The 24386-nt window shown below is 49.1% G+C and carries 24 protein-coding genes and 1 pseudogene; 16 read left to right on the top strand and 9 right to left on the bottom strand.

The window, feature by feature from the left end; all coding sequences use genetic code 11:
• The first annotated feature begins 2 nt into the window (after positions 1–2).
• The 3 genes from ACLR2L_RS05295 to ACLR2L_RS05285 all read left to right on the top strand — a co-directional run bounded on the left by ACLR2L_RS05295 (position 3) and on the right by ACLR2L_RS05285 (position 3270).
• The gene (locus tag ACLR2L_RS05295; RefSeq protein ID WP_413366327.1) at positions 3–1241 is read left to right on the top strand and encodes a diguanylate cyclase; all 1239 of its coding nucleotides are present in this window, start codon (positions 3–5) and stop codon (positions 1239–1241) included.
• A gap of 178 nt (positions 1242–1419) precedes the next feature.
• Positions 1420–1872: a MarR family winged helix-turn-helix transcriptional regulator gene (locus ACLR2L_RS05290; protein ID WP_140961146.1), complete on the top strand. Its 453-nt coding sequence runs from the start codon at positions 1420–1422 to the stop codon at positions 1870–1872.
• Positions 1873–1941: 69 nt separating this feature from the next.
• On the top strand, positions 1942–3270 hold the full coding sequence (locus ACLR2L_RS05285; RefSeq protein ID WP_413366325.1) for an MATE family efflux transporter: 1329 nt from the start codon (positions 1942–1944) through the stop codon (positions 3268–3270).
• 58 nt (positions 3271–3328) lie between these two features.
• Here ACLR2L_RS05285 and ACLR2L_RS05280 read toward each other — a convergent pair whose 3' ends face one another.
• The 3 genes from ACLR2L_RS05280 to ACLR2L_RS05270 all read right to left on the bottom strand — a co-directional run bounded on the left by ACLR2L_RS05280 (position 3329) and on the right by ACLR2L_RS05270 (position 6177).
• Complete coding sequence (locus tag ACLR2L_RS05280; RefSeq protein ID WP_413366323.1) at positions 3329–3781, bottom strand: nuclear transport factor 2 family protein; 453 nt, start codon at positions 3779–3781, stop codon at positions 3329–3331.
• A gap of 138 nt (positions 3782–3919) precedes the next feature.
• Positions 3920–4801, bottom strand: a complete 882-nt coding sequence (gene rarD / locus ACLR2L_RS05275) for an EamA family transporter RarD (protein WP_413366366.1) — start codon at positions 4799–4801, stop codon at positions 3920–3922.
• A gap of 38 nt (positions 4802–4839) precedes the next feature.
• Positions 4840–6177 (bottom strand): magnesium transporter, encoded by a 1338-nt coding sequence (locus ACLR2L_RS05270; protein ID WP_413366321.1) that lies wholly within the window; start codon positions 6175–6177, stop codon positions 4840–4842.
• A gap of 126 nt (positions 6178–6303) precedes the next feature.
• On the opposite strand from ACLR2L_RS05270, the gene recQ reads away from it, so the two are divergent.
• From recQ to ACLR2L_RS05255, 3 genes are all read left to right on the top strand, one after another.
• The gene (gene recQ / locus ACLR2L_RS05265) at positions 6304–8157 is read left to right on the top strand and encodes a DNA helicase RecQ (RefSeq protein WP_413366319.1); all 1854 of its coding nucleotides are present in this window, start codon (positions 6304–6306) and stop codon (positions 8155–8157) included.
• Between the two features lie 201 nt (positions 8158–8358).
• A complete protein-coding gene (locus tag ACLR2L_RS05260; RefSeq protein ID WP_413366317.1) occupies positions 8359–9978 on the top strand; it encodes an LruC domain-containing protein in 1620 nt (539 codons plus the stop codon).
• A gap of 12 nt (positions 9979–9990) precedes the next feature.
• Positions 9991–10524 (top strand): hypothetical protein, encoded by a 534-nt coding sequence (locus ACLR2L_RS05255; RefSeq protein WP_413366315.1) that lies wholly within the window; start codon positions 9991–9993, stop codon positions 10522–10524.
• A 137-nt stretch (positions 10525–10661) separates the two neighbouring features.
• Here ACLR2L_RS05255 and ACLR2L_RS05250 read toward each other — a convergent pair whose 3' ends face one another.
• Entirely contained in the window at positions 10662–11336 is a 675-nt protein-coding gene (locus ACLR2L_RS05250) for a glutathione S-transferase (protein WP_413366313.1), read from the bottom strand.
• Between the two features lie 126 nt (positions 11337–11462).
• Here ACLR2L_RS05250 and ACLR2L_RS05245 point away from each other — a divergent pair, with 126 nt between their 5' ends.
• The 4 genes from ACLR2L_RS05245 (at position 11463) to ACLR2L_RS05230 (ending at position 15332) form a co-directional block, all read left to right on the top strand.
• Positions 11463–12887, top strand: coding sequence for a protein adenylyltransferase SelO (locus tag ACLR2L_RS05245; RefSeq protein WP_413366311.1), 1425 nt, complete (start codon positions 11463–11465; stop codon positions 12885–12887).
• Entirely contained in the window at positions 12875–13204 is a 330-nt protein-coding gene (locus ACLR2L_RS05240) for a DUF3630 family protein (protein ID WP_413366309.1), read from the top strand. The genes ACLR2L_RS05245 and ACLR2L_RS05240 overlap by 13 nt, the downstream gene beginning before the upstream one ends.
• 88 nt (positions 13205–13292) lie before the next feature.
• Positions 13293–13910 carry a GTP cyclohydrolase II gene (ribA, locus tag ACLR2L_RS05235; RefSeq protein WP_140961171.1) on the top strand — a complete coding sequence of 206 codons (618 nt, stop codon included), beginning with the start codon at positions 13293–13295 and terminating at the stop codon, positions 13908–13910.
• 120 nt (positions 13911–14030) lie between these two features.
• Entirely contained in the window at positions 14031–15332 is a 1302-nt protein-coding gene (locus ACLR2L_RS05230; protein ID WP_413366307.1) for a DUF3300 domain-containing protein, read from the top strand.
• Positions 15333–15407: 75 nt separating this feature from the next.
• Here ACLR2L_RS05230 and ACLR2L_RS05225 read toward each other — a convergent pair whose 3' ends face one another.
• Positions 15408–16274 (bottom strand): ATP-grasp domain-containing protein, encoded by an 867-nt coding sequence (locus tag ACLR2L_RS05225; protein ID WP_413366305.1) that lies wholly within the window; start codon positions 16272–16274, stop codon positions 15408–15410.
• A 4-nt stretch (positions 16275–16278) separates the two neighbouring features.
• Positions 16279–16800, bottom strand: a complete 522-nt coding sequence (locus ACLR2L_RS05220; RefSeq protein WP_181405238.1) for a DUF1439 domain-containing protein — start codon at positions 16798–16800, stop codon at positions 16279–16281.
• Positions 16801–16916: 116 nt separating this feature from the next.
• Between ACLR2L_RS05220 and ACLR2L_RS05215 the strand changes: the two genes are divergently transcribed.
• The 4 genes from ACLR2L_RS05215 (at position 16917) to ACLR2L_RS05200 (ending at position 21022) form a co-directional block, all read left to right on the top strand.
• On the top strand, positions 16917–17795 hold the full coding sequence (locus ACLR2L_RS05215; protein WP_140961178.1) for a mechanosensitive ion channel family protein: 879 nt from the start codon (positions 16917–16919) through the stop codon (positions 17793–17795).
• A complete protein-coding gene (locus ACLR2L_RS05210; RefSeq protein ID WP_413366302.1) occupies positions 17792–18763 on the top strand; it encodes a zinc transporter ZntB in 972 nt (323 codons plus the stop codon). The genes ACLR2L_RS05215 and ACLR2L_RS05210 overlap by 4 nt, the downstream gene beginning before the upstream one ends.
• A 253-nt stretch (positions 18764–19016) precedes the next feature.
• Positions 19017–20495, top strand: a complete 1479-nt coding sequence (locus ACLR2L_RS05205) for a methyl-accepting chemotaxis protein (RefSeq protein WP_413366300.1) — start codon at positions 19017–19019, stop codon at positions 20493–20495.
• Positions 20495–21022, top strand: a complete 528-nt coding sequence (locus ACLR2L_RS05200) for a DUF6436 domain-containing protein (RefSeq protein WP_140961184.1) — start codon at positions 20495–20497, stop codon at positions 21020–21022. The genes ACLR2L_RS05205 and ACLR2L_RS05200 overlap by 1 nt, the downstream gene beginning before the upstream one ends.
• A gap of 28 nt (positions 21023–21050) precedes the next feature.
• Here the strand turns inward: ACLR2L_RS05200 and ACLR2L_RS05195 are convergent, their stop codons facing one another.
• Entirely contained in the window at positions 21051–21971 is a 921-nt protein-coding gene (locus ACLR2L_RS05195; RefSeq protein WP_413366298.1) for a LysR substrate-binding domain-containing protein, read from the bottom strand.
• Positions 21972–22095: 124 nt separating this feature from the next.
• On the opposite strand from ACLR2L_RS05195, the gene ACLR2L_RS05190 reads away from it, so the two are divergent.
• Positions 22096–22971: an SDR family oxidoreductase gene (locus ACLR2L_RS05190; RefSeq protein ID WP_413366296.1), complete on the top strand. Its 876-nt coding sequence runs from the start codon at positions 22096–22098 to the stop codon at positions 22969–22971.
• A 25-nt stretch (positions 22972–22996) separates the two neighbouring features.
• Here ACLR2L_RS05190 and ACLR2L_RS05185 read toward each other — a convergent pair whose 3' ends face one another.
• Positions 22997–23545: a YaeQ family protein gene (locus ACLR2L_RS05185; protein ID WP_413366294.1), complete on the bottom strand. Its 549-nt coding sequence runs from the start codon at positions 23543–23545 to the stop codon at positions 22997–22999.
• 295 nt (positions 23546–23840) lie between these two features.
• Between ACLR2L_RS05185 and ACLR2L_RS05180 the strand changes: the two genes are divergently transcribed.
• Complete coding sequence (locus ACLR2L_RS05180; RefSeq protein ID WP_413366292.1) at positions 23841–24125, top strand: hypothetical protein; 285 nt, start codon at positions 23841–23843, stop codon at positions 24123–24125.
• Positions 24126–24138: 13 nt separating this feature from the next.
• Here the strand turns inward: ACLR2L_RS05180 and ACLR2L_RS05175 are convergent.
• Positions 24139–24386, bottom strand: a pseudogene (locus ACLR2L_RS05175) (histone deacetylase family protein); the annotation flags it as partial.

Genomic DNA, 24386 nt, shown 5'->3' with positions numbered 1-24386 from the left:
CGATGCAACAAAAGGTCCTGGTTATTGAAGACAGCAGCACCAGTCTGGCGCTGCTTCGCAAACTTGTAGAACAAGCAGGGCTTAAACCGGTAGTGGCCACTACGCTGGCCGAAGCCCGGCATATATTTTTACACAGCGATCCCGAAGACTACCTGTGCGCCATCGTAGATTACCATTTGCCCGACGCCCCTCATGGCGAAGCCATTGATTACGCAATAGAAAGCTTTATTCCCACGATTGTCTCTACGGGTAGCGTTGACGCCGAAACACGCAGTGTGATCCTGGCCAAAGACGTGGTGGATTATATTCCCAAAGAAAACGCACAGGTGTTCGATTACCTGATGCGGCTACTTGCCAGACTTGAAAAAAACAAGGGTATTGGCGTGATTGTGGCGGATCCCAAACGGCAAAATCGCACTGCCATGGCCGCACTGCTGCGACGCCACAATTTTATTACGTTTGAATGCGCTAATACGTCTGACATTGAAGATTTGCTGTCGACTTACTCAAACGTGAAATTACTGCTGATCGACAGCGAAGTAAAAGGCGAATTACCGACTCAGTTTGTGGCACATTTGCGCAAAACCCACAACAAGGAATCCCTGGCGATCCTGGGGCTGTCTGAAGACGAAAATAACCTGCTGTCGGCCCGGTTCATCAAAAGCGGTGCCAATGACTTTGTGCGCAAACCCTTTTGCCACGAAGAACTGCTCTGCCGGATTATGCTAAACATTGATTTAATCGAAAAAGTGGAAACCATTCGTCGTACCGCGAACACTGATTATTTAACCGGACTTCCCAACCGTCGTCATTTTTTCTATACCGTAGAACAATGCCAGCAATCTGTAATTAAGCACCAATCCGTTGCCCTGCTCGACCTCGATCACTTTAAACGAATTAACGACACCTATGGCCATGACGCGGGTGATCTTGTGTTAAAAGCGATAGCCAAGCGCATTGCGCAAAGTTGTAGCGACCTGATTGTGTCGCGCTTTGGCGGTGAAGAATTCTGTATCTACTTACCCAATTTATCCGCACAGGAAGCCATTAAGCGTATAGAGCAGCTACGTCAATTCATTGCCGCCAAACCGGTAAATGCAGAAGGGCAAGTCTTGCATATTACCGCCAGCATCGGCCTGACTACGGTTTCCTCGCCCAACATTCATGACATGCTCACCCGTGCCGACCAGTTGCTCTATCAGGCTAAAACCGGAGGGCGTAATCAGGTGGTTCACGACTAACTCACGTCACTCATCAGGCACATTGTCTACCCATTCCCCTTATCGTATTTAAGCATCCCTGCGTCAGCTCCTTCATTCTCTACTCTGCAATGAAGATTAAAAAACGTTCAATAATTAGCTTGCAATAAACTTGATTACTCAAGTATTATGCAACAAATTTAGTAATGAGGAACTTTCAATGTCATCACTGACACATCCAATGCAATTGATTTTGACCTTGGTAAAAACACACAATCAGGCGCTCAAACCACTGGAGAACACCCTGTCTGTTCATGGTCTGAGCTTTACAGAATGGCTGGTTTTGCATCGCCTGAGTCAGTCCAGTGATCACACCATCAAACGGGTATCTCTGGCAGACAGTATTGGTGTTACAGCTTCTGGGGTTACGCGTTTACTGTTGCCCATGGAAAAGGTGGGCTGGGTTGAACGCGTTGCCAATGCCAGAGATGCCCGGGTGAGTTTAGTCAGGCTTACCCATGGCGGGCTTGAAGCGTATCAGCAGGCCACCCAAAGTATTGAGTACGCTGCCGAGCGGGTAACCAATATGATGAATCAACAACAGGTAGAGCAATGCATGGGCCTGTTATCGAGCCTGCATCTGTCTGCAATCGATGCATCCCAGTTGTCGTAAGGCGGCTTAACTGGGTCAACCTAATCCAAAAGCAACAAAGAAATACAAGAGAAAACACCTGAGACAACCATGGAAGATCTTACGCAGGGTTCAATCCCTAAACACTTAATTAAACTGGCTGTGCCAATGGCGATGGGCATGCTGGTACATACCCTTTACCTGATGACGGACTTGTATTTCGTAGGTCAGTTAGGCGACACATCCTTAGCCGGGGTAAGCGCTGCCGCTAATATCTCTATGTTTGTACTGGCCCTCACGCAAATGCTAAACGTTGGTACTGCCACGTTAATCTCGCATGCAGTTGGTCGCAAAGATCAGAATGACGCGAATCATCTGTTCAATCAGTCTTTGTTTATTTCCCAGTTACTGGCCATTGCCGTATTGGCAGCAGGCTATCTGCTTACCCGGCCGTACATGGACAACATGACGATGGACCCCGAAGTAAAAACAGAAGGCGCGCAGTATCTTTACTACTTTTTACCCAGTCTGGCTTTGCAATTTTGTATTGTGGCAATGACTGCAGCAATGCGTGGCACAGGGATCGTAAAGCCTGCCATGCAGGTACAAATGCTGTCTTTACTTCTGAACATACTGCTAACGCCCGTTTTGATTCACGGCTGGTTAACCGGTTACGCGATGGGCACCGCAGGTGCGGGTCTTGCCAGTTCACTCTCTGCACTATTTTCTGTATTGCTGCTATGGCGCTATTTTCAGCGAATGGAACAGTATGTATCGGTGAATAAGGTGCAACTTAAACCGCAGCTCCATACATGGAAACGGTTATGGAAAGTTGGCTTCCCTGCTGGCGCTGAATTTTTTCTGATGTTCACCTACATGGCGCTGGTGTATTGGGCAATTCAAGGGTTTGGAGCAAGTGCCACAGCAGGATTCGGATTGGGATCAAGAGTGATGCAAGCGCTGCTACTGCCAGCAATGGCTATCGCGTTTGCACTGCCCGCCGTCGCTGGGCAAAATTACGGGGCCCAGCAGCCTCATCGGGTAAAAGACGCCTTTCGCTACGCGCTGATAATCAGTTGCGGATTGATGACAGGATTAACCCTGCTGTGTTTATGGCAGCCCCAGTTATTACTTGGCAGTTTTTCTGACGACGCGAGCGTCATTGCGGTTAGCACCGTGTTTCTTACCACGATTTGCTTTAACTTTATTCCATCGGGGATCATTTTCAGTTGCTCGGGCATTTTTCAGGGGGTCGGCAATACCTGGCCGAGCTTGTGGAGCTCTGCCACACGACTGGTCACCTTTGCGGTGCCGCTTATGTGGCTAACCGCTCAGCCAGACTTTTATATTGAGCAAGTCTGGTACCTCTCGGTAACCACAGTATGTGTACAATCGGCCTTGTCTTTGTTTTTAGTGAGACGTGTTTTGCGCCCGCTTTAACGTGACACAGGTTCGGTATCGACTAGCGCCAGTTGATACTAATTCGCATAGGTGTTCGCTATTTTCGTACCGGCGTGTAGTGCGCCGACACAATTGTGGCGACGCCTTCATGCTCAGCTATTACCCAACTGCCGGTCATGGTAAAGCGGTTTTCTTTACCGTCCGGCATCGTCATAGCAAATACGACATGCCCGGTCACCACCGCGGTTTGTTGATAAACTCGCACATTGAGATCGCTTAGTGTCGCTGCAGGTCCTGGGCGCTTTTTTGCGGGATCGTAAAACGCCACAACTTGCTCTTTGGTGTCAATTTCACCGACGGGAGAAACTTCAAGGTAGCTATCATGCAAAATACGTTTCAGCGTATCGGCGTCAAACGCAAGTTGTGCGTCAATTTGTTGCTGCACCAGCGTTTTAGCCTGTTCCGGCTCTAGTTCAGCGGCGTGCACAAACGACGTCCAAAGCGCCGCAACAACCCATGCCAGTAAACCCCATCGTTTGGTCTTCATCATTTGGCTTCCTTTCTTCAAGCAGAAATAGTAAGCCAGAAGCTAAACGCTATTACGCGGACTGTAAACTGACGAACTGTTACCAATCATGTCGCTAGCAACACGCTGAAACGAGTGAGTTTGATCTGCTATGGCGACGATTTACTCCACCACGCTGGCAATTACTTTGCGCTGTTTTTTAAAACCGCGCCAGGCATCCACGCTGAATAACAGCAACCCGGTCCACACCACTGCAAATGTAATCAGGCGCGCAGGTTCCAACGGTTCCTGATATAGCCAAACGGCAATTATAAACATCAGCGTTGGACCGATATACTGAAACAGCCCAAGGGTGGTAAACAAAATGCGTTTTGCGGCGGCATTGAACGCCAGGAGAGGCATTGTGGTTACCACACCTGCTGCAAGCAGCCAGCCATTTAACGCCCAGTCGTTGGTAAGCATATTGCTCTGCTCGCTGGCAAACATTACCCAGTACAACAATGCAAAGGGCAGTAGTACCAACGTTTCCATAAAGAGTCCGGGCATCGGCTCTACTGGAATTTGCTTGCGAATAAGGCCATATACACTGAACGTGCAGGCCAGCGTAAGCGCAATCCAGGGCAAGGTACCATGTGCAATAATGATATTTGCCACACCAGCAATCGCCAGTAACACAGCAAATTTCTGTAATGGCCGCAGGCGCTCCTGCAAAATCAACCGCCCGAGGAATACGTTAATAATGGGGTTGATGTAATAACCTAAACTGGCTTCCAGCATGTAGTTACTGTTAATCGCCCAAATGAACAGCAGCCAGTTTGCGCCCAGCAGTACGCTGGCCCCGGATAAGCTATACATAAGTCGTTTACTGGCAAAAACAGCTCGCATTTTGCCCATCTGCCCCAATGCCAGTAACAACACACACAATAACAAGGCAGACCAGATTACCCGGTGCATCAGAATATCCGTAGGGGGCACCTCAACCAGTTGCTTAAAATAGAGCGGTGCTACCCCCCACATGGTATAGGCCGCGATGGCATACAACATACCCGATAAGGCAAACGGCTTGGCTGACACAGCAACTCCTACAGTAAAAACAGACTACCTAAACCTAAAAATGCAACAAACCCAACAATGTCTGTAACCGTTGTCAGGATCACCGAACCCGACAGCGCCGGGTCAATTTTCAATTTATCCAGCACCACTGGCAGCAACACGCCTGCCAGCGCAGCAGCCAGAATGTTCAAAAATATCGCCAGGCAAATCACTACGCCCAGCAACGGATCACTAAACCAGAAAAACGCTACAATGCCTATCACCAACGCCCAGATCACCCCGTTTACGCCACCCACCTTCAGTTCTTTGGTCATCAGGGCTTTTAAGTTTGCTCCGGTCACCTGACCGAGGGCCAGGCCCCGCACTATAAGCGTAAGCGTTTGACTACCGGCAATTCCGCCCATACTCGCGACTACGGGCATCAGTACCGCCAACGCGACCACCTGCTGTAGGGTGGCTTCAAACAAGCCAATAAACCACGAGGCTAAAAAAGCAGTGAGCAGGTTAATTCCCAGCCACAAGGCGCGATTACGGGCGCTTTTTGCGACTGGCGCAAATAAATCCTCGTCTTCGTCCATACCGGCGGTTGCCATCACCTGACGTTCGTAATCTTCGTTTACCAGTTCACTGGCACCCAGAATATCCAGCCTGCCGAGTAACTTATTGTTGTCGTCCACCACCGGCAAAGCCGCATAGCCACTGCGTTGAACCTGAAGCGAGCCTGACGTACTGTCGTCGGTTCCCTTAATAACCGGAATAAATTCTTCGGTTAACTCCACCAGCGGTAAATGTTCCGGCGCACCAAACACGCGGGTTAACTTCACTGCCGCAGAAAATTGCCCGGAGCGGTTTACCAGAAAAATAGTGTCGCAGTGCATCGGCACATTGCGGCGAATACGGCGCAAACCATCTCGCACTTTGGCGTTTAACGGCATGGTCAGGCCATCGCGACGTATCCAGTGCCCCACTTGCTCGTCGGGATATTGTGTTGCGTCGCGGAAATACCCCTGCTGCTGATCATCCAGCGCCTGATACGCCAGTTCCATCAGTTTGCTGGGCAGTGAGTCCATCAACTCCAGCAGGTCTTCGGCATCAATACCGGTTAGAATTTTACTCCACTGATGATCTTCGGTGGCCGAAATCAGCACTTCACGCGGATCGCTACGCATTTCAACCAACACGTCGATTTTGCGATCATCGGGCAAGGCATTCCACAACAACAGTCGGTCGCCAACCGGCAAAGATTCGAGGAGTGTCGCTATTTCTATGCTTTCGGCACCCAGTAAGGACTCCGCTACCGATTCCATGTCGTCTTTCTTTTTGTCGGCAACAACTTCTTCAATCAGGGTAGGTAAGGGTTCGGCCATGGAAAACTCCGCCTTGGACAGAATATCTGGGCGCAACTATAGCACTTTTAATCAAATTCCGAATGAGAAAAACTGATCTTAAAAAGGCCTGATAATTTCCACAAAAACGCGTAAAATCGACGCCCAATGACAGCGACATCTCTATCTTCACTCCCACAGCAAAACGTACCCACGGACAATTCCGAGGCGTTAAACCGTGCCCAACAGGTTCTTGAAGATACGTTTGGTTACCGCGAATTTCGCGATGGTCAGGCGCAAGTGATTGCCCAGTTGATAAACGGGTCTGACGCGCTGGTTTTACTGCCTACCGGTGGCGGTAAATCCCTGTGTTATCAAATCCCGGCAATGGTACGCGACGGCACGGGTATTGTGGTGTCGCCCCTGATTTCGTTAATGCAGGATCAGGTAGAGCAGCTAAAAGAAGCCGGGGTAAACGCCGCTTTTATCAATTCCAGTCTTGAACCCGAGACACTGCACAGCACTACGCAAGCGTTGAAAGACGGCGAGTACGATATGGTGTACGTTTCACCTGAACGCCTGTTGCAACCGTATTTTCTGAATATGCTGTCTGAACTGCCCATTGCACTATTTGCTGTGGACGAAGCGCACTGCGTATCGCATTGGGGGCATGATTTCCGCCAGGACTATCGTGGACTAGGCTTGCTTAAACAGCGTTTTCCTACCGTACCCTTAATTGGTTTAACCGCCACAGCCGATACCGCCACTCAGCAGGATATATTGGTTCAGTTGGGATTAACCGATCCGTTGGTGTACCGGGGCAGTTTCGACAGGCCCAACATCCGCTACCGCGTGGTACCCAAATACAAAGCGTTTGATCAAATAGTTACTTACATAAAGCAGCAGGAAGGCAGTGGCATCATTTACTGTAACTCTCGCGCCAAAGTAGATGATCTCAACGCCAAACTCTACCGTCAGGGCATACGCTGTGCTGCTTACCACGCGGGTATGGATGCCGACGAACGCGCCTTTGTACAGCGCCAGTTTATCACCGACAAAATTGATATCGTGGTCGCGACTGTGGCGTTCGGGATGGGTATAAACAAGTCCAACGTTAGGTATGTCGTTCATCACGATGTACCGCGCAGTATTGAAAGTTACTATCAGGAAACCGGCCGGGCCGGGCGGGATGGGCTACCTGCAGAAGCCATGCTGTTATTCGATGAAAAAGACAGTGCCCGGGTGAAGCAATGGATAGAACAAGGCGAAAATGCCGAGCGCAACAATATTGAACTGCAAAAGTTCAGCGCCATGGAATCCTTCTCTGAAGCACAAACCTGTCGTCGTCAGGTATTACTCAATTACTTTTCACAGTTTAGCGACAAAGCCTGCGGCAACTGTGATATTTGCCTGGATCCACCGCGCCCCTTCGACGGACTGGTGAATGCCCAAATGGTTTTGAGCTGCATTTTGCGCCTGGAGCAACGCGTGGCGACTCAGTATGTTATCGATGTGCTGCGTGGAAAATCGCTTAAGCGTATACAGGAGTCTGGACACGATAAACTCTCTACCTGGGGAATTGGCAAATCGCAAAGTGATCAGTACTGGCACAACATAATCAACCAGTTAATCCATCGCGGCTATGTGCGTATTGATGTAACAAACCATGCCGTATTGCGTCTTACCGAAGCCGCCAGAGCGGTGTTAAAGGGCGAAATACCGGTAGAGCTGGCAACCCCAAGGCTCGAAATCAAGCAGGATAAGCCGGCAAAAGTTGCTCTGAAAAATTATGACAAAGCCCTGTTTGCCCGCTTAAAGCACCTGCGCAAAGTACTGGCTCAGGAACACGATGTGCCACCATTTGTTATCTTTAGTGACGCCACACTGGCAGAAATGTCAGATGCCAAACCTGCCAATGCCAATGAACTTCTGGCGGTAAGTGGGGTTGGGCGTACCAAACTTGAACGCTACGGCGATGCCTTCTTGCAGTTAATTCGGGATTATTCAGAGCGCGATAACTAGCCTGACGAATGTAAAGTACTTTTAATGACAATGGCGACACTTTTAACAGCAGTGCTCGCCTCACACTGCATTGCAATATGCAAAATCCCACCCAACACCTTTCACCAATAAGAATTAACAAATTGATTTAATTGACATATTTTATTTGGCACACAAATCGCTTTTATCGGGTATTGATTTTACTACCCACTAGGAAATGCGATGAAAGCAAAGCATGCCATCTACACTGCCATAACCCTGGCCCTGGTAGCCCCAACCACACCGGCAGTAGAAACGGTTAACGGCCAGTACGTCTGGCAGTTTTTAAACGGCGAAGCCTGGCCGCAAGGCTATAACCAGACAACCGGAAAACCCGATAATGTTGTTTTTATTGACACCTACCCCACTGAATTTTTCGATCGTATCGCTAATGCCTTACCCGAAGCCGAACTCAATGAAGCGTTTATCATTGACGATGCCGGTTCTACTATTCATCTGGCAGAAGAAGGTGAGGTGTTTGTTACATTTCTGCACGAAGGCGCAGGCTATTTAAACTCATTTGGTTATTTTACCTTTGACGCCAGCAACCCGCCGGCGTCTAAAAACGAAGTAAGGGAAACCATTGTATTTCCCAACCTGTCTTATCCGCATCTGCGTCAGGGTGACAGAGTCAGTCTGGGCACATTCCCCGCTGGTACCAGCATTGGCTTTTTTCTGGCAGCGAATGGCTTTTCCAGTAGCACAGGCGTAAAAGCTGGCGCTGTACCTTATTATTACTCGCTTAAACATTTAAACCCGGAATCGACTGATAGCTTGCGTCAGCACATGGCCGCATTGTACGACCCCTATGTGGATGAAGTGGTGTTAGGCTTTGAGGATCTTCCCCGTACCTGGGGCGACAACGACTTTAACGACGCCGTGTTCTCGGTAAAAACCACCCCCAGCACTGCGCTCGATAAAAGCAGCTTAATTGTAATGCCCGAAGCCAACGACAGCGATGCCGATGGTATTGCCGATGCCCTGGATCAGTTCCCGAATAATTACCAACGGGCGTTTAGCAGTTACTATCCGTCAAACGGTGAATACGTGTCGTTGGCCTACGAGGACAAATGGCCTCAACTGGGCGACTACGATATGAACGACCTGGTGATCCGCGAACAATTGCAAACCATTTACAACGCAAATGGCGACATTACCGGATTCAAACTCAGTGGCTTCATCGACGCACGCGGTGCTGACTTTAACAACGGCTTTGCCGTGCGTCTAATGGGTAGCGTACCATCATTGTTTAAAGAAGGGTCCATACAGGTTGGCAGCAGCTCGTATACGCTGAAAGCAGAACAAGGCCAAACCAACATGGTGGTGGTGTTGTGGGATGACACCCATGACTTCACAGCCTCCGGTGATGCTGGCTGCAAGTTCTTTAATACCGAAAAAAGCTGCCCTGAGTACGATCCTGTGCCGTTCACAGTGGATATTGCATTCACCAGCGGTATCAACTCGTTACTGCATTCGGAACTGGACTTCTTTATTTACCGTACCGCCAAGCGGGGACATGAAATTCACTTTGCTGGCTATCCGCCGACAGACAAAATGGATACCAGCTTATTTGGTAAACACGCTGACACGTCCGACCCGGCAACCGGCCGCTACTATCGCAGCGAAGCCAACCTCCCCTGGGGTCTGAAAGTCAGTGGTGCCTGGTACTACCCACAGGAATACAAAGACATCGTGTGGTGTTACCCCCAATACGAAGCCTGGGTAGAAAGTTCGGGCGAACAAGCCCAGGACTGGTTCCGCACCAGCCCCCACGACCACCTTTACTATGTACCAACCCGTTAGGAGATTCAGGCCATGACAATGCAAGTGAACAAACAAACAATACAGATTGCTGCGATATGCCTAAACCTGAGTTTACTCACAGCGTGTGGCGGCGGAGGAAGTGATAGCGGTAGTAGTGCGCCACCACCCAGCGCGCCAGCACCAACCAGTGCACCAGCACCCGATTACACGCCTGACGCCACGGCATTGGATTCGTCAGCGAATAAATCAACGGATTTGTATGTGGAAACAGACTTTACCTTTGATACCTACAAAGTGGTTACGCTGGATATCAGTGCTACTGATCCCAATGGCAACGCACTGGGCAATACACTGATGTTCATCTCGGTTATCGACAGCGAAATTACCGAACTGGACGACGAGCGATTACAGAACAAAGAGCTGCTGTCGGTGGCAAAAACCGATGAAAATGGCAGTATGTACAGGCAAGTTGAAATTGCCAGTACGGTGACCAAATTGCTCATTGAATTAAATACGCTGGGTATCGAAAACGAAGTGATTGTTACCATTAACGCCGATAACTACGTGAGTTATCAGTTCAAGTAGTTAACTTACTTTGGCGTTAATTTGCCGGGGAAGATTTCCAGGGACGTTCAAAAATAGGCCAGAACAACACCGAAAAGTCACTCAACGCGCTCTGAACAATCAGAGCGCTTTTTTTCATGGTAATTAAGCCAATTTACTTACGCATAAGCGTATTTACCGCCTTTTTCCAAACCGCGCTGATAGGCTTCCCGGGCATGGATTTTTTGCACAAAGGCATCGATATGCGGATATAACCCTTTCCCTACCCGCCCTTGCATGGCCTCAAGCGGAAAGCTCATCTGAAAATCGGCGCCGCTCAAGGCGTCTCCTGCAAACCACTCATTATTTGCCAAGTGAGCGTTTACATACTGCAAGCTCTGCTCCAGGTTGGGCCCGTAGTAAGCAGCAATAATTCCATCCACCAATTTATTCACGATGGGTTTAATAAAAAAGGGGCCAGCCTTTTCACGGGCTTTACCCAACACCAGGCGCGCCACCAGCGGCGGCATCAAGCTACCTTCAGCAAAATGCAGCCAAAAGCGGTATTGAATTAATGCCTCAGGTGATGACGGTTTAAATTGTGGCGCGTAGGTTTCGGTAAGGTATTCAATGATGGCACCAGACTCAGCCAGCACTAATGTTCCGTCGGTCAATACGGGAGAACGCCCGAGCGCGTGAACCTGCTTAAGTTCGGCAGGGGCAAGATTGGTTTTTGCATCACGCTGATAATGCTTAACGGTATAAGCGACGCCCATTTCTTCCAGAAGCCAAAGAATGCGCTGCGAGCGACTGTTGTTCAAGTGATGTAACACGATATCCTGTGGGGTTTTCATTATGGCTCCTGGTGACTAAACCTGTTGTATACGCATTCTATCGGCATACAGATCATCACATTGTTTGGTTACGAAAATGACGCGCTCAATGGTACGATACGTCCATAATGCGTTTTTGGGTTTTCTATGCAGTTAAGTCATCACTATGCCAGTGAACTGACCGATACAGTCAGTTTGGTCAGGCCACAACCACTTAGCGATATATCGCTTCGTATGACCAATCACGCACTGGTGCAGCAGTATCAGTTGCCTGATGCATGGTTTAGCCACCAGGGCATTATAGAGCAGCTTTTTAATGAGCAGGGCATGCTGGCCCAACACGCCGTGGCACAAAAATACGGCGGGCATCAGTTCGGTCAGTGGAATCCTTACCTTGGCGATGGCCGCGGTCTGTTACTCGGCGAAATTACCGACCCCAATGGCAATCAAATGGATCTGCATTTAAAAGGGGCCGGACAAACCCCTTACTCACGCCATGCTGATGGAAGGGCGGTACTGCGCTCCACCTTGCGTGAATACATTGGCTCTGAAGCGCTGCATCATTTGGGCATTCCGTCCTCCCGGTCGCTTTGTTTGTTCAGCAGTAGCGAGCGGGTATACCGCGAATTGCCCGAGCCCGGTGCCATGATGATAAGAATGGCGCCCAGCCATTTGCGCTTCGGCCATTTCGAATATTACTTTCACAGTAAAGCGTTCGATACGCTCGACAAGCTCATGGATTTTACCTTAACCCGGCACTTTCCGGATTGCGCAGCGCACGCAGAGCCGCATAAGGCACTGCTGAAAGCGATTACGCTGCGCACGGCGCGGATGGTTGCGTTGTGGCAGGTACACGGCTTTGTTCACGGCGTAATGAATACCGATAACATGTCGATTCACGGCATTACGTTTGACTATGGTCCCTATGCTTTTATGGAACAGTTTAAGTCTGACGCTGTGTTTAACCACTCTGATCACGAAGGTCGCTATGCCTTCGACCGTCAGCCTGGTATTGCGCTGTGGAACTTAAATGCGTTGGCCTATGCGTTTTCCCGCTATATCAGCGTTGACGACATTAAAGCTTGTTTAACCCAGTTTGAGCCTGCATTTTTAGCGGTGTACCGGGAAACCATGCTAGCCCGCATTGGTCTGGATAACGACAAAGAACACGAACCTTGTCTGAACATGTGGCTGGCGATGTTAGGGCAAAACCCAATCGACTATACGCAAAGCTTCCGCTGGCTGGCAGAGGCCGATCCTACGCAATCTGTGTCTTCGCTGCGCGACCATTTTATCGATCGCAACAGCTTTGACGGATGGTGGCAGGATTACCGTCAACGCCGTCTGTCTGCAGCCCATACCCCGGACTCGCTACTTGCCAGCAATCCGCTGGTTGTAGCGCGAACGCAATCGTTGCAGCGCGCTATTGAAGCGGCGGAACAAGACGATTACTCGGTGGCAGAGCAACTACTACTGGCACTGAATACGCCGTATCAGGCTACCGACGCCAGCGCACCATTTGAACAGCCTGGTAACAGCGATGACACAGTGAGTTTATCATGCAGCAGTTAACGCAATCTGAACTGTATAGCGCCCTGCGCATGTCACCTGATGGGTTGCTAATGATTGATCTTCCGTTGCCCACCACACCACTGGCCTTTACCCGCCTTTGCGACAAACTGGGTACCTTACTGGGCAAATCGCATACCGAATTAGAATGGGGCGCAGACCGTGCACAGGCGCGATATTCCCTGCACGACATGGATTTGTTATTACAGGCTGAATGGTTGTGTGAAGCCATGTGGTTAACGCCATCGGGCTACGCGCATGGCTACCCAAGTGCTCACGATGCGCTTAGCGCGCTACTTTCCCGCGTGGCTTCCGGGTGAAAAAATGCTATATTGTATCAATTGTGGGCTTGCAAACCCTGTCTCGACCCCCATATAGCACTATCAGTTTTAACCGGCATTGAGTTTCATGACCAGTAAATCCTCACAGTATCGCTTTGTTAGCGCGGCCAAACTCCCTACCCGAAAAGGTGAGTTTACCATTCATGGTTTTGTTAAAGACGGTGACACCGAGCACGTTGCGTTGTCTTATGGCTCATGGCAACCCGACGACGTAGTACCTATTCGCATTCACTCCGAATGCTTAACCGGCGACGCTTTGTTTTCTACCCGTTGTGACTGTGGCTTTCAGTTAGAACGCGCCATGGAAAACATCGTTGAACGCGGCTTTGGCGTCTTATTGTACTTACGTCAGGAAGGCAGGGGCATTGGCCTGATCAACAAGATCCGCGCCTATCACCTGCAAGACAACGGCATGGATACCGTTGAAGCTAACGAACATTTGGGCTTTGACGCCGACATGCGCACTTACGATATGTGTAAGGTGATGTTAGATACCCTGAAAGTAAAAAACGTAGAGTTGATGACCAACAACCCACGTAAAATCGCTGCATTAAAAGCACTGGGTATCAATGTAGTGGCGCGTAAGCCAATTGATCACGGCGTTACCCAGGACAACAAGCACTACATCCGTACTAAAACTGAAAAGCTCGGTCACGCTTTCGATCCACACGTTCTGGGCGACTAACCAGCCATACCTGAACTTACCTGAACCAACGGGTTGTGATTGGTTCAGGTAAAGTTAATTTACACTTGCGTATAACGATATACAGACCAACTACACAGCGCCAAGGCGCGAGGAGTCTGTATGCACAAACGCATCCTGTCATTACTATTTATTTCACTGCTGGGCGGCGGCCAGGTTCACGCGATGACTGCCCCGGAAACCGTTGATTTGGTTCAGCAACAACGTGTATCTGAAGCCGAGTTAGACGCCCTATTGGCGCCCATTGCACTGTACCCTGATTCAGTGGTCACGCACATTCTGATTGCCAGCACCTACCCGTTGCAGGTGATTGACGCCCAACGCTGGCAACAAGCCAATTCGCAACTGAGCGATGAAACCCTTAGCGCCCTGCTGGAAGAAAAAAGCTGGGATCCAAGCATAAAAGCACTGATGCCATTCCCGGATATTTTGTCGCGTATGAGTAATGACCTGAACTGGCTGGAAACCCTGGGCGATGCGGTCCTTACCGATGAAGACTGGGTGTTAGATCGGGTACAGGCGCTGCGTTTGCAAGCCTGGCAGCAAGGCAACCTTGAAACCAATGACTATCAGCAAGTAAGCTATGAAGACCGGGTGATTGTAATTGAACCCCGTCAGCCCCGCGTAGTGTACGTACCTTATTACGACCCGTTGATTACCTATGGTCACTGGCATCACCCCATTGCGCCGGTTATTTGGCCAGGCTACGCCAATGTGCATCTGCACCATGGGTTTTATTGGGGTAGTCGGGTAACCATTGGGGCAGGTTTTTACTTTGGCCACATCTTTTGGCCCGAGCGTCACATTGTGATAAGCCACAGAACGGTTCATCATTACCCCAGCGTGTCTTATCGCCAGCGTTATAATGTTCGCGAATATCACAGATGGCAGCACAACGGCGCAAACCGTCATGCTCGCTACTCACACCGTGTGGCAGAGCGCAATCCAGCTATAGTGAAAGAGCACAAAACAGTACGTTACCAACAGCTACCCACGGCACATGCTCAACGCGATAACGCTGTCCATCAGCAACGGATTGAGAAAAAGTTAAATCAGCAACCTCATGTCATGCCACACAGGCGCGAGCAGGAAAAACGTTACACTCAGGGCAACAAACCGGAACGTCATGGACAGGCAACCGACAGGCAACGTGAACATGCCCAGCTTGCACAGCGTGATGAGGCTGGATCAGAACGTTCTGCACAGGCTGCGCAAGTGAAGCCCACTGTTCAGCCCGACAGGCAACATTACAAACAGGAAAAACACGAGAATAAAATGAATCGCGAAACAGCTATGCAACGACAACCCACTCAGCAACGCCAATCGCATTCAAATAACCAGGCAAGATCGCACCAGCGCGACATGGCGTCCCACCAGGACAAACAACGCACAAAACAACACTAAGCACATCTCAACAAGGCACCAACTGCATCGAGGCATACCAAGGTATGCCTCGATTTATTAGGGGCTGTTGACCCGCTATTTATCTTCCGTATATCGTAAGTAAGCGTCTACAAACTTTTGCGGCGAGGTATCGTCCAGATTAAAGTAGAGCGAAGGTTCAATCAGTTCCAGTTCAATAATGCACCACTTGCCCTGATGCTGCAGCAAGTCCACTCTGGCATACAAATACCCGGTTGGCATTGCACTCAATGCCTGCTCAGCACTCGCAATCACCGCCTGTTCAGGCGTGATCACTGCAAGTGTGCCACCGTGTTCTTCCTGTACCCTGAAGTCGCCTTGTTTGGGCGTTTTTAGAATCGCATGGCTCAATTCACCGGCAAAATAAAACAGCGACACTTCACCTTGCTCTACAACACTCGTTACGAATGGCTGAACCATAGCTGGACGCTTTGAAAACACCTGTGCCAGTTGCGCTTGCCTGAGATCCAGATCAGCGCGGCTAAGGCGGAATGTATCGTCTGCATTTGCACTGATACAAGGCTTTATAACAATCTCATCACAGCCAAACGCTTCGAAGGCATTAACGAGTGTCTCATGGTGATAGTCATCCAGCCACAAGGTAGGCAGTACGGCGACATCGGCACTGGCTAATTCGCGTAAATAACGTTTATCTACATTCCACTGCATCAGCGCTAGCGGATTCATCAACCGTGTTTGAGAGTCGATTTGTTCAAGACACGCCATAAAGGCTTGCGGCGCTTGCTGATAATCCCAGGGGCTACGAACGATCACCGCCTCATAACCGCTGTAGTCTTGTTCTGAGTTGCGCCAGGAGACCGTTTCGACCTGATATCCAACCTGACCAAAAGGGGCAATGAGCAAGTCATCATAAACAAAGAAATCGTCGAGGCTGTCCATCGACAAAAAGGCAATTTTCTTCATAGGGCTAAATTTCAATTAACAGGCCGTTTGGCGTAATCTCAACGCGCTTGGGTTGGCGAATTCCCCAGGCAGACAAATCGAGCTGGTCAAAGTCCAGCAGCAATATCAGCGGGAAACGCTTGCCTTCCATGCGCTTTACACTGCTCAACAACGATTCCGGTACCAGGTTGGGATTATCTTCCCAATACAATTTTTCCAAAACCGGTTCTTTGATTTGTACCTGAGATGACTCTGCGTCATAAAAAAGCTGCCCCGACAGCGTGGCATTGGCTCTTAATTGCAGTGTGCCGCGCTCCGCGAGTACGGTTACGTTTACACTGATTTCATCGTTCGACCGGCCCAGCTCAATCCGCGGGTTAGAGAAAGTGAATATAGTGTCTTCGTAAATACGGGTTTGCGGAAATACCGCAGACACCATTGAATTCAGCTGAGTTTCAGACAGTGTTAAAGTAAACGCATTAGCCTGATTCACTCCGGCTGCGGCCCACAACCACAATATTACAACGCCAGCAAATATGTACTTCATAAACAAATAGACACCAGTAAATTTGCCGCATACTAACATAATTTTGTATAAAAGAATTGCCCCGCTTTAGGGTGCGCCTTTATTATGTGACGCAAATTCTAACAACGGTTTTACCCATGCAAACTTTTGAACAAGTTAAAAACTTTCTGTCTACGGAGTTATTTACCCTGTTCGACGTTACGTTTACGGCAGGCGACTTAATTATTGTCCCCCTGCTTTACGTCGTGGGCATCTGGGCTATCGGTAAACTCGCCCACCTTGCCACCTACCGGTTAAGAAAAACAGGGGCTAGCCCCGACACCATTCATTTGTTTAAGCGGTTATTTTACATACTGGCCATGGCCATTCTGGTGATCACGTCACTGGATTTAATGAATGTACCGTTAACCGCCTTTGCATTTTTATCAGGCGCGGTAGCAATTGGTGTAGGCTTTGGTGCCCAGAACATTATTAACAACTTTATCTCCGGCTGGATATTAATGTGGGAGCGGCCTATTCGCATTGGCGACGTACTGGAAGTCGATAACGCCAGGGGTGTGGTTGAAGCCATTAACACCCGCTCCACCCGCATTCGCCGTGTGGATGGGGTACACATGCTGATCCCCAACAGCAAGCTGTTGGAAAACACCGTAATCAACTGGACCCTCATCGACTTACTTACCCGTACTACGGTTAAAGTAGGTGTGGCTTATGGCTCAGACTGTCGCCTGGTTGCGAAATTAATTGAGCAGGCGGTACTTGAACAAACTGAGATTCTACCCGAACCAAAACCCATCGTTATTTTTGATGACTTTGGTGACAACGCGTTAATTTTTGAGGTGTATTTTTGGATAAATGCCACTGCAGAACGGGATTTACGCAAAATCCGCAGCGATATTCGCTTCACAATTGATGCCTTGTTTAATCAACACAACATCGTGATTGCCTATCCTCAGCGCGATGTCCATTTGGACGGAACGCTACAGTTAGTAAAAGCCCCCGAGGATAAAGCATGACCAACACAGAGCCAGCCTTTTTGTGGGCTTATGATATAAGCAAAACGGGCCAGATTAACGCAATCAGTGAAGCAGAATTACACGCGCCAATTGCAGAAAGCAGCTACCGCTGGGTGCACCTTCAATCTGATGAACCCGATGCTGAACAGGTATTAAGTGCACTTGCACTGCCCTCATCGGTAGCCGACAGCCTGATGACGCTGAAAACCCGCCCCAGAGTAATTCCGCTTAAAGAAGGCGCACTCATATTTTTGCGCGGCATTAACGTTAATCAGGGGGCAGACGCCGATGACATGGTTTCACTGCGTCTGTGGCTTACGCCAAACCTGATCGTGACGGCGCGGCGCCACAATCGCAGAGTCATGAGTGTGCAAGATACCCGGGCCATGTTAGAAAGTGGCGAAGCACCGGTTGGTACGGCGGAACTCCTGATTGCACTCCTCACCCGTTTGGCCGACCGCATTCACGACAAACTTGAAGAGATCGATGAGCAACTTGGACAGTATGAGATTGCGGATTCACTGAACAAGCAGGACCGTCAGCAACTTGCTATGTTGCGTCGTCAAACGGCTAATATTCGTCGTCACCTGGCTCCCCAGCGCGATGCTCTGGACACCCTGATTCGGCTACCCAACCTTATCCACGACACTTTACTGTTTGAGTTGCGCGACCAGGCCGACCGGATGACACGTTATGTGGAAGACTTAGACCTCGCCCGTGAACGTTCAATTGTATTGCAGGACGAATTACGCAACCAAATTGCCGACCAACAGGGCATTCGCATGTACTTGCTGTCGATGATCACGGCGATCTTCCTGCCGTTATCATTTTTAACTGGCGTATTCGGTATGAACGTAGCGGGATTGCCCGGCACAGAAACACCTGATGCGTTTAACACCTTAATGATGTCAATGGGCGGCATTGCCGTGGTAATGCTGATAGCCATGCTCTGGAAACGCTGGCTGTAGTTGTAATTTCACCATCATACTGGGGCCTGCCGCGCCCCACGTATTAAACTTTTAGCCAATCGACTGATCTTTTCTTTTATTTAATAATTACTTATCTGCTTTATTACCTTCGTGTTCAGTTAGAAAGTTTCTTTAACCATTGATAGCAATCAAACCACATTTTTGGAATGTGAACTATCCTTTACAAATTAACTGGCGCGTTATAAATGCTGTCCTACACTTAGCGTGTAAAAGGCAAATTGGAGTGAGTTGTATGTTCGCATGGGTGAAAGAAGGCCATCAAATATTCCGGGTTATTTTGATTGTTCAGTGGGTTATTGCTGTAATAATTGGATTAATCACTGGCGAACTGATGATTGCATTTTGGCTGGGTATTCCTATTATCGCACTGCCACTCTTTTTGAGTTACAGCAATCCGGAATCAGAAATGAGCGGTCACGCCGTGGGGATTGGTGTGCAGTTAATGACCGCACTTCACATCCATCAGGCATTCGGACTCATTGAGATCCATTTTGAAATATTTGTGCTGCTGGCCATGCTCGCCTATTTCCGCAACTGGCGAATTATTGCGACGTCAACTGCTACAGTAGCCGTTCATCATATAGCCTTTTTCTTTATGCAGTCGGGTGGCGCGGGCGTATTCATTTTTGAAGAAAACCACATTAGCTTCTCGATTTTACTGCTGCATGCAGCCTTTGCGCTGGCAGAAGGCTTAACGTTAATGTACATGACCAAGCGCAGCCACGAAGATGGTGTGGGTGGCGCCTTACTTGAATCTGCGATTGCAGAGATTATTCGTGACAAAAACAGCCTGAACCTTGCGGTGAAAATCGACAAATCCGTACCGGTTATGCGAACTTTCGATGAATTATTGGGTGCAATACGGCAACTGGTAAGGGATGCATCCAAGCTGGCTGATGATGTTGCGGACACCAGTGTGTTTATGCAGAATGCGACGCGTGAACTGAGTCATCACGCTCAGCAAAGTCAGCATGAAATTGGCAGTATTTCCGCGGCGTCTGAAGAAATTGCAGTCACCATGCAGGACACGTCAGAGCGCACCAATGCCGCGAACGACATTACCCAGGAAGCAAAATCCAATACATCAGAATCACGCGCTTCTGTAGAGGGCACCAAAAAGACAATCAGTTCGTTACGCGACAGACTAAACAGTGCAGCCAAAACCAATCAGGAACTCAACGAGCGCTGCGCCAACATTTCCGATGCCATGCGGTCGATCACGGCAGTGGCCGACCAAACCAACCTGCTGGCACTGAATGCGGCTATTGAATCTGCCCGCGCCGGCGAGCACGGCAGAGGCTTTGCGGTGGTGGCAGACGAAGTTCGCACCCTGGCAATCCGCTCGAAAGAAAGTGCCGATGAAATCACTACCATCACGGAGCAACTGGTTTCCAGTACCGCCTCGTTGGTAACGCAAATGAAGCTGTGTATTGAATTGGTTGATGAAGCCGTAGGTGCATCAGATCGCGCTGCCAGTCATATGCAGGGCATTGAGGCGAAAATCCAGGAAGCATCCAACAACATGATGGAAGTTGCTACCTCTGCGGTGGAACAGGAATCAGCCTCATCGTCAATTGCTTCCAGCACGGCCAAAATTTACGAGCTGGCATCACATGAAGCGCGCACCGCCGCTGAGCTTGAGCAAAAATCCAAGGAACTGGCAAGCTTGTGCCAAAACCTGCAATCCATGGTTAGACGCTTTGTAGTGTAATGAACAGCCGGATTGTAGTTATTCTGATTGGACTATGGGCAACCTCAATAATGGTTGCCCTGTTAATGGCTAACGGGAATCAACTAAAAGACTTCGACCCGGACCTCACCCTGGCGCAGGCTGCCAGCAAACAACATTTTGATGAGTCCTTTGCAGATATCCTGCAGGACGCCGGTATCGGACACGGTACTGTTGTGCATTTCACTGCCAATACCCGCTGTTTTTGCAATCAACTGAGCGAATCACATCAACTGGAAATATCAAACTCACTTGCCAATAGTGGCTATGGTTTTAGTACAGTTTCAATTAGCGAACACCCTGCCATTGGCAATGTAATAAACCATTTTCCCGCCCTGGCTGTTATCGATAAACTCGGTAAGTTACGTTATCTTGGCCCTTATGCAACGGGGTTGGGCTGTTTCACCGGTAACAATCTGGTGGCTGATATTGCCCGTATCGCCACCTCGGAACAATACCTCGGCGCAACGGTGAACACCGAAGCCCGCGGCTGTTTTTGTGCGGCGTAAACACTATTCTGCTGCGTAGAGAATCACATTAAACAAACGTATCTGCCTGTAACATCGACATTTTATTCACTAAATAATCTACCAACACCCGTACTTTTGCCGGTAATTGACGGCCATGTGCAAATACCGCATGTATGGGTAACCCCGCCGGTTCCAGCGGATATTGTGATAGTAATGCTACCAGTTGATTGTTCACTAATGCGTCTTTTACTGCCCACTCCGGCACCATAACTACGCCAACAGAATCTATCGCAAGTGCTCGCAATAACGACACGCTATTGGCCTGAACGTTACCCTCTACATCTACGGATAGGATATTATTGCCCTCTTTGAACGTCCAAATTCGTCGGCCAGCTCTTACTTTAAACGACAAGCAATTGTGCTCTTCCAACGCTGTGGGATGATGAATACTCCCGTTCCTGGCCAGGTATTCCGGGCTTGCGCATACTACCGATTGTCCTTCACCCAGTTTTCTGGCATTCAAGCTGGAATCTTCCAAATGCCCCAATCGAATAGCCAGATCCATTTCACCTGCAACGAGATCCACCAGATCGCTACTCATATGAATTTGGACAGAAATATCAGGGTACAATCTCAGGAACTCCGCCAATAAGGGTGCCAAACAAACCGTCGCAAAATCGGCTTCCGCTGAGAGCTTAACAACGCCGGATGGACGTTTCGAAAGCTGACTGAGCATGTGTTTTGTTGTGTCTATTTCCGATAACACTTTCTCTGCATGCCGAAAATATAGCTGTCCGCCTTCAGTAAGTCGCTGAGTTCGGGTGGTTCGCTGGAACAGCAAAATACCTAACTCTGCTTCAAGCTGCGACATCTGCCTTGAAACGCCTGATGGCGTGCTTCCCAGCGTTCGGGCTGCAGCAGAAAAGCTACCGTCTCTCACCACCCGCACAAACACTTGCATGGCCGAAAATTCATTTATCTTTGACATTTCCTCACAAATCCTTTGACCGAATACCTATTTTTCCCATTCTGCGCACAAATCATAATGCAATCAACCAAACACATTACCCGTTCTTTGTGTTTGCATTTTTCAACAAACAAGGAAACATCACATGACTAAAGTTGTTTTAATCACAGGTACATCAACTGGCTTTGGGCGCGATACCGCCAACACACTGGCTAAGGAAGGCTTTGCTGTTTTTGCTGCAATGCGCGACATTACCGGTAAAAATAAGCGGCATGCTGACTCACTGCGAAATAGTGGTATTCAGGTAGTAGAACTGGATGTAACCAATGTGCATTCGGTTAATCAAGCGGTTGATGAAGTGCTTCGTCAGGCTGGGCGTATTGATGTACTTATCAATAATGCGGGGGTGGCCTATGCAGGCGTGTCCGAAGCGTTTACAGATGAACAGGTTCAGCAACTTTTCGACGTTAATGTAATTGGCGTTCACCGGGTCTCGCGCGCAGTTTTACCCATTATGAGAGTCAGGGGAACAGGCTTGATTATTAACATCGGCTCCATACTGGGCCGTGTTACCTTCCCCTTTTTCGGACTTTATGGCGCTACCAAATTCGCCCTGGAAGCCATAACAGATAGCCTTCGATACGAACTGTCACCGCTTGGTATCGACGTAGCTTTGGTACAACCAAGCGCTTATCCCACGCAAATGTACGCAAGTGTAAGCCAGCCAAATGACAGCGCACGAGCAAATGACTATGGCCAGGTAGGTGAGATTCCCTCGTCGATGTTTGCCAGCTTTATGGCAATGTTTGCATCAGATAATGCGCCTGACCCACATGATGTTGCAGAATCCATTCTGCAACTGGTTCAAACGCCACATGGTCAACGACCTGATCGAACCGTGGTAGGTGAAGGATTCGGAGCCAACCAGGTAAACGATGCTGTATCCTCGATTCAGTCGGCAACCATTAAAGCACTAGGGTTACAGCAGTTGGAACCTAAACACGCCGCCTCACAAGGCTAAAGCCGCGCCTGAAGCGCTTGGTACTTTACAAGCGCTTCTCTATATTCACTTCCACGCTGGAGGTGACATCGGCCCCTTCTATAGTGAGCCACATTTGACCATCCTGAATGGTGGCCTGAATTTGCATAGAACGCTGCACGGCTTTCACCAACGCATCGGCCAGTTCTTCCGGAACCGTAAACACTGACAGGTTTTTCCTGACTTGCAGTTTGGTTTGTTCTTTCTTCCACCACATATCAAAACTGTTATCGGCATAGGCAAAAATCTGCATCTGCTGACTCTGATTACAGCCCTTTTTGATACGTTGCTCTGACGGCTGGCCCAATTCAATCCATAGCTCAATTTCATCGCTGTAACTCTTTTGCCATAAGTCGGGCACCTCATCATCGGATAGCCCTTTGGTGAACTGTAACCGCTCATGCGCATTGGCAATAAACGCTATGATGCGCAGCATCATTCGCTCATCGTTTTCCGACGGATGACGGGCTATCGTGAGACTGTGGCTTTGATAATAGTTGCGATCCATATCCGAAATGGATATGTCAGCTTTAAAGATGGTTGCTTTGAGTGCCATGAAGGGTGTTCCCAGGTTAGAGATTACGCCAGCAATACAAGGTAAAAGTTAACCTGTCTCTGGTAAATTTCGCCGGTATGGTAGCAGCTTTTATAGCTTGCCGTCTTTAACCTTGCTGCTACGCCGGTTGAATTCTGTAAGCCTTTATTTTGCGTTTTACGGATTGCCATCATGGATTGCAGTCAAAGCTAGCCGTGCATTTTCCGCTGAGTTATTGTGAGTAGCAGCGTACAGTACTTTTAGCCTGTCTGGCTGAATTCAGGTAATCGTTACCTCAGGAATAGTGAGTGTTAGGATGAAACAGCACAATCGGGTTCAATTAAGCTTTCCCTCCATTATTAAGATATTTGCCGTGTATGGCCTGGCTTTGGATGTTGTTTTCATCCTGTTATATCTGCCCACTACGCTAATCGGCTCTGATATCGCGGCATGGGTTGAGTTTACGGGCGCACTGATTTTATGCCCTTTACTATTCTTTCTGGTGGCAACGTTAGGCTACCCGTTTTTTGCACTCATTAACCGCGCCCGTGGCGGTTTGATGTTAACCGTTGTTCGCAAACAGGATAAAAGCGGTAATTAACCCTTGTTGCCCGTTAATGGTTCTGCTCATCGCCGTGCAGGCCTTTTATATGCGCCACCACACTGCGTCCCAGTGCACTTAAGTTATAACCACCTTCCAGCATACTCACAATGCGGCCATGACACACTTTGTCGGCGACTTTGCGCAATTGCTGGCTGATCCAGTGGTAATCGTCCTCTCGCAGGCGAAGCTGGCCCATGTGATCTTCAGCATGGGCATCAAAGCCCGCGCTTATCAGAATGAGTTGAGGCTGATAGTTTA

Origin of the sequence: Alteromonas sp. AMM-1 (assembly GCF_047290655.1) — a bacterium.
GTDB lineage: Bacteria > Pseudomonadota > Gammaproteobacteria > Enterobacterales > Alteromonadaceae > Alteromonas > Alteromonas mangrovi.
The sequence above is the reverse complement of the archived record's forward strand: the minus strand, read 5'-3'. Positions and strand labels throughout refer to the sequence as shown.